This window comes from Parashewanella curva, from assembly GCF_003675895.1.
Taxonomy (GTDB): domain Bacteria; phylum Pseudomonadota; class Gammaproteobacteria; order Enterobacterales; family Shewanellaceae; genus Parashewanella; species Parashewanella curva.
In genome coordinates this window covers 1-10,627 of the sequence record NZ_ML014851.1, presented here as the reverse complement: position 1 = coordinate 10,627, position 10,627 = coordinate 1, and the positions used below count along the sequence as shown (strand labels likewise).

Sequence of the window (10,627 nt, the reverse complement as noted above, 5' to 3'; positions counted from 1 at the left end):
ACTTGTTGTGTTTGCAAACTGATAAGTACTATAAAATTGCTCCTTTCGCACTATTTGTCAAAGTCATCCCATTGATAATTAATGATCTTTTCATGATGTTTGTCGATCTAAAAGATCTACACCCAAACGAATTTCAACCCTCGCCATCACGACCTCCAACATAGTGAAGTACAACCGCACATTGTAAGTCTGAGATTATCGCCATGATGGATATTTGTACAGTTAAAAGTCAGTCTTTTAAGGTTTTCAAACGATTAAATTTACTTGTACGGCAAATGCTGGCAAAGGTTACGGCATTTGCTGGCAGAAGCTACGGAAAACGCCATCAGTTTGCGAATCCTGCACTAGTTTTTAGAGAAGACTTTTCACTTTTACCGTATTTATCTCTTTTTAGGTGAAGAACATAAACAATCCACCAGTAAGTAAAATCTGTAGGTGAGATGAGCTTTCTTAAACCAAGATTAAGACTCTTAAATGTGTGAATTACCACGTTCTGTGATAATTTATCTCAATTCGAGAAAACAAAAGTTTAATCTTTACTATTTTTTGAGTAGCAATCCAGTTTTCTACACTTTCGCTTGTTTAGATGATGTTAGGTTTAAGTATGAATACACTTGCAGAACGGCTTGATTTTGTCATGAAAGAGGCTGGCATTAACCAGTCTGAACTTGCATCTCGTATTGGGATCAGGCAACAAGCAATCAGCCGTATGCTCACTGGCATTACTAAAAATTCTCGTTACTTCTTACCTATATGTAATGAGTTAAGTGTTAGTCCTAAATGGTTGATGGAAGGCATTGGTGATACTTACTCAAGAGATCTGAAAACCAATGCAGTTATTCGTCGTGTTCCATTATTAACGCTCAAGCAAGTAATCGATTGGCCACAAAACAGAGATGAAATCACAGATGATAAGATTGATGCTTGGTGGGAAGTCTCCAGCACCAATGTTGGTGAGAATGGCTATGCGATTAAAGTTCGTGGTGACGGAATGGAAGGTCAAGGGCATCGCTGCATTTCTGAGGGCTGTATTCTCATTGTTGAATCCACATCAGAATACGAATCGGGTGATTTAGTTATCGCTAAACTACCAACCTCATCATCTGCTTGTTTTAAGCAAATTGTCGATGAAGCTGGTGCTACCTATTTGAAATCTTTTAATCCAAATTATCCGTTGTTCAAATTTGAAAATGGACAAGTGCTAGGTGTCGTTAAGCAAGCTGTTTATGAATATTATTAATGCCTAGGTTTATTTGTTAGCGAGTTCAGAACCCGCTATAAATTAGTTAAAAGTCTGATAGTGCCCTATTTCAACAACCGTACTCTTGGCACTAGGTAGAGGCTTATTTAAAAATTTTTCGATCGCCTTCGCTGTATTGTTAGTATTTTTTTCAAGAGGGATGACTTTGAATTTACCACTCGTAAGAGTCTGAATTGTAAATACAACATCTTCTACTTTTAATTCACTCTCCGGTTGATTTGGGTCAAATAAACCACACTCATATGAGTTTTTTACGTAAGCTCTGATGGCTGCATCACTCATCGACATAATGCTCACTCCGAAATTTTCTTCAACACAACAGATTTAAATACTCTATCAAGCAACTAACGAAAAGGTAAAAACACTTTGTTTAACAAGAAAGTTTTCGTTCAGAATGGATGAATTATTCAATTTCATCAGCCAAACACATCTTATTTTTCAACATCTGCTGAACACGCCTTACAGTTTGTCTTTCTGAGAACAAAGGTTCAATTTTGATCTTTTGGATTTCTAGCTGCTTTAACCTTGTTGGGTTCAATACAAACCAATCTGTGATGTGGATGCCATCAACTACCCGCCATTCTGCACCTTGCTGATCTTCTATTTTGATATTGTGCAAGAGATCTGCGGCTATGTAGGTTAAGGCTTCAAAGAATCTATCGTAATCAAGTTCATCGCCTTGCAGATCTGAATGCTCATAATTTTTGATTGCTTGAGCTAAACAAATCCCGAACAGTGGCTCATCGAATACTCCAAGAGCATCTGAAAGGTAATAGGCAAACAGCTCTAGAGGGATTTCGGCTTCTGGGTATTCGATTAAAAATAGGGTTAGTGTGGGCGATAGGTTTGGACATGTTGTTCGCCATTGCTCTAGCATTTCATCAACGCTGCTGGTTGATAGTGCCAACTGGATTATTTGTGTCATAGACCACCTCGTATAGTGAGTCCATTCTGTTTCTGCTGTTAACCCTTTTCTTACCACTTCACAATCAAAGTTAACCAAAGATTAATTTCTAGCTCATTGACTAAAAGGAACGCTAGCTTTTAAGCTGACTGAATTTCACTAACAATGGCTAGATTTAATTCATAACCTATTAATTCGTTGACTGAATTTAGTTAGCGAAACCAACTATGTTATAAGCCATTGAAAACTATGTTAGTTAAATTTGTTATCAAGATTAAGGTGATTGACGGAATAAGACTCTTAACAAAAACAAGGTAATAGTTATGACAGCATTGAAGTTAAACGCTGCTTACGAGTCTAAAGACATCACTTTCAAAAAAGCCTTTACTATCGTTTTTTTGCCGTTTGCTATCGCCTTTATCCTCAGCTGCCTGTTTCGAACAATGAATGCGGTTTTAGTGCCTACTCTGCTGCAATTGACTAAAGCAAGTCCATCTGAGCTTTGGTTATTAAATGCCACTTACTTTCTAGCTTATGCCCTATTTCAGATCCCACTAGGCACATTGCTTGATAACTATGGCGCAAAGAAAGTTCAGTCTTGTTTAGGCTCCGCAATCGATACTCGTGATACCTGAAGAAGCTCTGAAGCTTGCATCTTCAAGTATCACGAGTATATATAACAATGTCATTATTGCTTAGTCGAAACAGTTATTTGAATTCAATTAATTTCCGATTAGAGTCGAAGATTAATTTACATTAAACTTGGTAGATGTATGGCCGCTGTACGAGAACCACAGTCTTTACCTGATCCTTTTTACCTCAAAACTCCCAATGATTCCGTCGCCCAAGAATTGGCCTTGGATACGTTTAAAGGCATTTTTACTCACTATCAAATATCAGAAGCTCAAATGGAGGGGGTTTGTAAGGCGTGTAAGGAGCAATGGGAATACTTTCATAATACAAGCAATAAACCGAATTTTAATATTGCCCTATTTCGAAGTGCATCCCTTCAGGTACAGCATACTTCAAAGGATTTACGATACGGGTGTCGCATCATATTATTTTTACTTAAAAATAATATTCTAAAAAACCATCCAACCCTGTCAAAAAAATATTTATTTGAACAAGAATACGATGCGTTCCAACGTGCATTTATTGATGCGCTATACCAACTTGAAACTCCACCACATACTCTAATACAGCAAATTGAAAATATGGATAGAAATCAAATTAAACGGTTTATTTGCGGCGCAAAAAAAACGTTTAAAACATTAGATGGCAGCCTAAAAAATCTTGCTTTCTCACTGCGTGATATCCATACGTTACTACTTAAAACGAGTGTTGATTACTTAGCACCTTCTAACGTCCCCAGTGAATCAGAGGAAGAAGTTGATGTAGTCGAACTCTTTGCCCCTTCCAAGTATCCAGCACAAAGTGCGAAAAAGAGTACGCAAAATGTCTCATTTGTTGTTGAAGGCATACTTGTTGACCTAAGTACTCCAGAAAATGAAACAGACAAGAGGTTTGACTCTCATGCTAAACAAGACACTGACGATACGACAGCACCGCATCATGAATTGCCAACGGTAACAACAAAACACCCTCTTTCTTCTCCAGCAACAAAACCAGAAGATAAGTCTGTAAGTGATAACGTGCGAGTAAGGAAACTGATCAGTCTATCAGATGCAGAGAGTTCACCGTTGGAACGCCCTCGACCACAACCCAACCCTCAGTATCTATATGATCGTCATAAACAATCTATTGTTGTAATCCCAGAGCCTCCAAAACGGGAGGCTACCCAAAAGAAGGTTACTAGTCTAATAAGCTTGTAGCTTTATGGTAAATGTTCTAACGCTAAGTAATCATGGGATTGCATCTCAATCAATCGAGATCGACAACGACGGAATTCAAAGCTTAATAAGCCATCGGTGTAAATGTCTTCCAAAGCGACTTCAGCAGAGATAATGAGTTTGACATGACGCTCATAAAACTCATCCACCAGTGCTAAAAATCGACGTGCTATATCATCACCCGTTTGTTGAGCCCCCATTTGCCTAACACCACTGATCATCACAGTATGATAGCAACGGGCTAGTTCCATATAATCCCGTTGGCTTCTTGGGCCATCGCATAATGCCATAAAATCAGCCAATAACACGCCATTAGCTTGTTGTCGGATAGGGATTTCACGGGATTCAATCTCTACGGGTGCTGTAGATACGTCACTGTTTTGCTTAAGGCTGGTGAAATACTGAGCTAAATTGGTTTCGGCTTGTTCATCCAGCGGGAAATGATAAATCTCTGCTTGCTCTAATGTTCTTAATCGATAATCAATGCCCGAATCTACATTCAGCACTTGACAGTTGGCATTAAGCTCGGCAATCGCAGGTAAAAAGCGTGCTCTTTGTAAGCCGTTCTTATACAAATCATCTGGAATGATATTGGAGGTCGCCACTAGCACCACACCACGCTTGAATAAGGCTTGGAATAAGGTACCTAAAATCATGGCATCGGTTATATCTGACACAAAAAATTCATCAAAACAAATGACTCGATATTGCTGCGCCATTTGATCGGCAATGACCAATAAAGGATCTTGAGTACCTTTGAGTTGCTCTAAATCGTGATGCACTTGATGCATAAAACGGTGAAAGTGAGCTCTTAACTTTTGATCGAACGGCAAAGCATCAAAAAAGGTATCCATTAAATAAGTTTTACCGCGGCCAACACCTCCCCACAGGTATAACCCTTTAACCTTATTGGTGACTGAACGCCCAAATAACTTACCAATATTCTGCCACACACTATTTGGCTGCTCTGCCATTAGTAAATCATCATAAACACGTTGCAAAGCTTGAACTGCTTGCTCTTGTGCGGGATCATGTGAAAAACCGTCTAGGGTTAAATCTTGCTGGTAATGTTGTAAAGGAGTTAGCTGGGTCACCGAATACTGTACCTAAATTTGCTGTAAAACCGCGCAAGTCTAGCACGAGGCGTATGGTATAAAAAGTAGCATAATAGGATGCTTTTTATGACATTTCATCAAGACACAATATTTTGAAATTCAATAAGGGGCTGTTTATCTTTGTTGATATTTTCAGCAATGATTATTTTTAACGATAGCAAAGCGGAGCAAGCGTTATTTAGTTACTCTAAATGAGCGCAGTGACAATGCAGATAGCGTTAAAAATAACCATTGCCCTATGGGCTGAGCCTAAATCGCCTTACTCTGTGTTGAAAATAGTTAATTTAGATGGCTAAACGACACTATTTTCGCCTTGATTAAGGCGATTTATCACTCCGCTGAATTATTCAACAAAAATAAACAGCCCCTGGCTTTTAACACTGAACTAACTTGAATTTTTTTCATTCACCATTATAACTATTGAGAGCAAATTGCTGTTTTAATCATCAAAAAATTAATGTTTTTTAATTATTTGTGAACTTTGATTATGCAGAATAGTCGGATTTTGTATTAACAGATTCAAAAGTGCGATTCCTTTCCTTTTGATGAGTGTTGTTCAAAACCCTCACTGACGTATGTATTTGGAGCAAAATAGATGAAGATGAAACATTCTGTACTTTCTGCTGCCCTTCTAGGCGCAGCTTTGTCATTAACTCCCGTTGTTTCTCAGGCAGGGATTCCAGCACCTCAAGTGCAAGACGGCCAAACCATGCCGAGCTTGGCACCCATGCTACAAAAAGTCACTCCAGCCGTTGTCTCGGTAAATGTATCTGGCGTTCAAGTATCAAAACAGCGTGTACCTGATATGTTTCGTTTTTTCTTTGGCCCTAATGCACCGCAAGAGCAAGTGCAAAAACGTCCATTCAGAGGCTTAGGTTCAGGTGTCATCATTGACGCCAAAAAAGGCTACATCATCACCAACCACCACGTGATTGATAATGCCGACGACATTACCGTAGGCCTAATCGATGGTCGTGAAGTTCCAGCCAAATTAATTGGCAGTGATGCCAACGCTGATGTTGCTTTACTACAAATCAAGGCAAAAAACCTGACTCAAATTACGGTCGCTGACTCGGACATGCTCCGCGTTGGTGATTATGCGGTTGCCATTGGTAATCCATTCGGTTTAGGTCAAACCGTTACTTCTGGAATTGTTAGTGCTCTGGGTCGTAGCGGCTTAGGCATCGAGCAACTAGAAAACTTTATTCAAACTGATGCCGCAATTAACAGTGGTAACTCAGGTGGTGCACTTGTTAACCTCCGCGGAGAGCTGATTGGCATTAATACGGCCATTGTTGCACCCAGTGGTGGTAACGTGGGAATTGGCTTTGCCATCCCAATCAACATGGTTCGCAACCTAGCCAATCAAATTATCGAGCATGGTGAAGTCCGCCGTGGCGTACTGGGTGTTTCAGGCCGCGATTTAAGCCCAGAGCTAGCCAAAGGCTTTGGACTTGATACTAAGCATGGTGGCTTTGTTGGTGAAGTAACGCCTGATAGTGCTGCGGCGAAAGCTGGAATGAAAGCTGGTGACATCATTGTCAGCATTAATGGTAAAAACATTCGCTCTTTCACTGAGCTTGCAGCAAGGATCGCTAGCTTAGGCGCGGGCGCAAAAGTCAAACTCGGTATCATACGCGATGGTGAAAAGAAAACCCTGAATGTGACTTTAGGTGAAGCCAGCCAAGTGGCTGAAAAAGGGGCGGCAGAACTGCACCCAATGCTGGCTGGTGCGGCACTTAAAGACGGTAAAGGCGGCGTTGAAATTACTGACGTTGCGCCAAATTCACCAGCGGCGGTGAGTGATCTACAAAAAGGCGATGTGATTGTAGGGATCAACCGCAAAAAAATTCGCAGTTTAAATGCCCTACGTAAGGCACTTAAAGATAAGCAAGGAGCGGTAGCGCTTAAGGTTCGCCGTGGAGATGCTTACCTATTCTTGGTGCTTCGTTAAAGCCTAACGAATGAAAAGTGTACTTAAGGGAAGCTCAGCTTCCCTTTTTTATTTGTTAGATCAATTTCTTGTCTATTTTGCAACCGCCCTGTTCTTTGTTACTATTTCTCGCTAATTAAGCTTCTCATTAGGTTTTCCATGCTTGTAAAAAACATTGCAATATACATTGCCAAAGCCATTATTTTAGGTTTGTTTATGGCTGTGATTTTCTTATTGTTAAACGCCAACTCAGGAAAACTATTAGATTTCAATCAGTGGGGTAAACATGGCGATACTCCTCTCTCTTTTGCCCCAGCGGTCAGACAAGCGGCACCTGCGGTCGTTAATATCTATAACATTAACTTTGTCCCCTCGCGTTCTAATGGCATCAATGCATTAACTTCACGTCAGACCCTACAAGGGCTAGGTTCTGGTGTGATCATGAACAAAAAAGGGTATATCCTCACCAATTATCATGTGATAAAAAAAGCCGATGAAATTTATGCCGTTTTGCAAGATGGTCGTCAATTTAACGCAGAGATTATTGGTATGGATCCAGAAACCGATTTAGCGGTACTGCGTATCAATGCCACTGAACTGCCCTCGGCGTCTGTCGATCTTCATCATATTGCCCAAGTCGGTGACATCGCATTAGCAATCGGTAACCCATACAATATTGGTCAAACCATCACCCAAGGGATCATCAGCGCCACAGGCCGAAATGGCTTAAGTTCCAACTTTCAAGATTTCCTACAAACGGATGCTGCCATTAATGCTGGTAATTCAGGCGGCGCTCTTATTGATACCAAAGGAAATTTAATCGGTATCAATACCGCCGCCTTTCAAGTGGCGGGCGAAAACGGCCATGGCATCAATTTCGCTATTCCAATTCGCCTAGCGTATAGCATTATGGAAAAATTAATCGAAAATGGCCGAGTCATCCGTGGTGCGATAGGTTTCGGTGGTGATGCAGTCAACGCCAAGGCCGTACAAATTCTTAAGCTTCCAAGCTTTAACGGTGTGCTTGTCACACAAATTGATGACAACTCACCTGCTGAAAAGGCCGGATTACAAAAATACGATGTCATCACTCAATTTAATGGACACGATATTCCTGCTGGCATGAATGGATTATGGAGCCTAAAAGATTTTATTGCTGAAAGTAAACCCGGCTCCCAAGCTAAGATCACACTTATCAGAAACGGACAAACTCTGACGATAACCACAGATATTATTGAAAAGCAGCAACCCGTTGGCGAGTAGCTTATATCACAATTAATCAAAGATTAATCCGAGTCGCTATCTTCGGTGGCGGCTTCACATTATATTTAGCTAAAAGCACTTTATAGCTCTCAGCTAATGATCCCAATAAATCCCGCTTTTTGTCCGTTTAAAGCAGAAGAAAGCTACCATCGAACCCAATCACAACCAACGTATGCCAATGAGTTCCAAACAACTACTGAAGTTAAGGCATTCAGAGCGCTATGTGAAAGGCTGGGCTACTTTACTTATCCTGAAATCGAAGGCTTCTCCCCACCTGGAATTCATGATTTACATTCATCTGACATCGATAGCTTACCTCACCCTCTCCGTGATCAGTTATCACACTTGGACATCGGCTATCACGCCGTACTGTTTGTTCAGTTCGCCAATATCATGATTCATCAACAATCAACGCTTGATGGCGGGGACGTTTTTTTCGGTTCCATCACTCAACAAATCATAGCATTAACACAATTGTTGGCTGACCCCGACATTGATGAAGCCACTAGACGGTTAGCAATCAAAAAATTGCCATCACCATTAATGAAAACTCCCGTCCTAGGAAAATCATTATTTGCCTACCCTAGCCTTTGCTTGCTGCGAGCCGCAAAAGCAAAAACGACAAAAGAACTGCAATCGTTTATCAGTACCCAAGCCAACATTTTTTGTACTAGGCATGAAATTGATGATGTTATAAAAGCACAATTGCAAATTGCGCTCGGTATCAGTAAGGCAAAGAACACCAGCCTAAGACTGTCTCCCACAGGTGCTCAAGCACTTGACTCAACCTTAACCGCGTTTTGGTATGAATTATACTTCGCTGCCACACTCACTCTTGCAAAACCGAAAAATGATAAGGTCAAAGGGATATTCGATGTATTTTATCTACCCCCAAAAACGCGTTCAAATATAATCGTACTTTCATCAAGATTACATGGTAGTCATCAAAGCACCGTACATGTCACTACTCACGACTTTCTCACTTATAGCATTACCAATGATGGCCCTGAGCCTGATAATCTTCTTTTAACGGATTTAGTTCGTCTTCAATTACATCAAGCTCACCCTATCCTTAGGCTATTGATATATAAATATTGCGCGAACAATACTAATGACTGCATGGACCATTTACGATTTGTGTCTCTCTTCAGTGAGTCAGTCCCTCAGCATCTGGCTCCCATAATTTGTGAATGCAAAAGGTTTTTGGAAAAGAAACGAAATTATCAAGTGATCCGCCGATGGATAAAGCATGAAGCTAATTTTCAGCAACTTACTCTAGCCTTCCCTCATCTTCCGACTAAATTACAAGCCAAATGTCTTGTACAACAACATAAGCTTCAACCTATCGGCTACGATGCAAGGATCTGTCGCTCACATGTAGCAACATACTTACCCGACTGGATGCTATCAGAACAGCACCTAACTACCCTGCAATTCTTTTTTCTGTTTAATCAAGCCTGTAAAAATGAGCTATACGGCCTTCTTGATAAGCTTCTTTCAACGGAGCGATTTCTTTCGTGCTACCAAGAATATTTTCTTAGATCATCCAAAGCGGGAACAAGGGTTACTGATCCCATCTTATTAGCTTGCGAGCATAACAAAGTAAGAGTACTGGAAAAAATATTTACTCATTATCAAAGCAATGATGACAAAGAGGCCTTGCTTGTAAAAACAACTGGCTCCCCATATAGAACAGCAGTGATGGCTGGGAGCTTAGAGTCACTCATATTTTTATTCAACACTTATAACGTTAACTTGCAGAACAATATTAGCGTCAACTTAAAGCAACTGATTTCATTTCCACTTGCCGCTCGAGCAATAAAATACAATCAACCTCACATACTTGAATATCTATTATCATTGCCATTCACGGATTTGATCCCGAGTGCCAGCGTTAATCAGCATACGCTCAAGCAATTTTGCCTAAATTATACAGGCCCTCAACAACAGCAAATGTTGGATATCATCGCTAAAGCTGAACAAAGCCCGACCCATAATAAAGACGCGATTTCATATTGGTTAATGCAAGCGTCTGAAAGGAAAATCAGCAACATTGGTATTTATGCTCGAAATCAATTGTTACTACACGCGGTATCCGCCAATAACATAACCGCAATGGAAGCCATTTTAGACTTCAATCCCTCTCATCAGGTATTGGCTGAAGCATTATTTAACCTGATTACCCATGAAGCCCAGCCACTTTTAAGAGTTTTTTAGGTAAAGGTGGCGTTCTTACTGCTATGTATATGAATCTGGGCAATAAATCCTCTAATTTGAACCTTCGGTTAAACCGATAACAAA

Annotated in this window: 9 protein-coding genes and 1 pseudogene; 6 read left to right on the top strand and 4 right to left on the bottom strand. The window is 40.4% G+C overall.

Annotated features, from left to right (window positions below; genetic code table 11):
• Positions 1-604 precede the first annotated feature (604 nt).
• Positions 605-1,240, top strand: a complete 636-nt coding sequence (locus D5018_RS19280) for a LexA family protein (RefSeq protein ID WP_165905117.1) — start codon at positions 605-607, stop codon at positions 1,238-1,240.
• Between the two features lie 42 nt (positions 1,241-1,282).
• Here D5018_RS19280 and D5018_RS19275 read toward each other — a convergent pair whose 3' ends face one another.
• Positions 1,283-1,549, bottom strand: coding sequence for a hypothetical protein (locus tag D5018_RS19275; RefSeq protein ID WP_121840616.1), 267 nt, complete (start codon positions 1,547-1,549; stop codon positions 1,283-1,285).
• 115 nt (positions 1,550-1,664) lie between these two features.
• A complete protein-coding gene (locus tag D5018_RS19270; protein WP_121840615.1) occupies positions 1,665-2,186 on the bottom strand; it encodes a hypothetical protein in 522 nt (173 codons plus the stop codon).
• A gap of 302 nt (positions 2,187-2,488) precedes the next feature.
• On the opposite strand from D5018_RS19270, the gene D5018_RS19265 reads away from it, so the two are divergent.
• Both D5018_RS19265 and D5018_RS19260 read left to right on the top strand, forming a co-directional pair.
• Positions 2,489-2,800 carry an MFS transporter gene (locus D5018_RS19265; protein ID WP_121840614.1) on the top strand — a complete coding sequence of 104 codons (312 nt, stop codon included), beginning with the start codon at positions 2,489-2,491 and terminating at the stop codon, positions 2,798-2,800.
• 138 nt (positions 2,801-2,938) lie between these two features.
• Complete coding sequence (locus D5018_RS19260) at positions 2,939-3,997, top strand: hypothetical protein (RefSeq protein WP_121840613.1); 1,059 nt, start codon at positions 2,939-2,941, stop codon at positions 3,995-3,997.
• Positions 3,998-3,999: 2 nt separating this feature from the next.
• On the opposite strand, the gene zapE is transcribed toward D5018_RS19260, so the two are convergent.
• A complete protein-coding gene (gene zapE, locus D5018_RS19255; protein ID WP_121840612.1) occupies positions 4,000-5,109 on the bottom strand; it encodes a cell division protein ZapE in 1,110 nt (369 codons plus the stop codon).
• Between the two features lie 616 nt (positions 5,110-5,725).
• On the opposite strand from zapE, the gene D5018_RS19250 reads away from it, so the two are divergent.
• The 3 genes from D5018_RS19250 to D5018_RS19240 all read left to right on the top strand — a co-directional run bounded on the left by D5018_RS19250 (position 5,726) and on the right by D5018_RS19240 (position 10,543).
• Complete coding sequence (locus D5018_RS19250; protein ID WP_121840611.1) at positions 5,726-7,084, top strand: DegQ family serine endoprotease; 1,359 nt, start codon at positions 5,726-5,728, stop codon at positions 7,082-7,084.
• 138 nt (positions 7,085-7,222) lie between these two features.
• Positions 7,223-8,326: a trypsin-like peptidase domain-containing protein gene (locus D5018_RS19245; RefSeq protein ID WP_121840610.1), complete on the top strand. Its 1,104-nt coding sequence runs from the start codon at positions 7,223-7,225 to the stop codon at positions 8,324-8,326.
• A gap of 96 nt (positions 8,327-8,422) precedes the next feature.
• The gene (locus D5018_RS19240; protein ID WP_121840609.1) at positions 8,423-10,543 is read left to right on the top strand and encodes a hypothetical protein; all 2,121 of its coding nucleotides are present in this window, start codon (positions 8,423-8,425) and stop codon (positions 10,541-10,543) included.
• On the opposite strand, the pseudogene D5018_RS19235 reads toward D5018_RS19240, so the two are convergent.
• Positions 10,506-10,627 (bottom strand): annotated as a pseudogene (locus tag D5018_RS19235) (IS1595 family transposase); the annotation flags it as partial. The gene D5018_RS19240 and the pseudogene D5018_RS19235 sit on opposite strands and share 38 nt — an antisense overlap.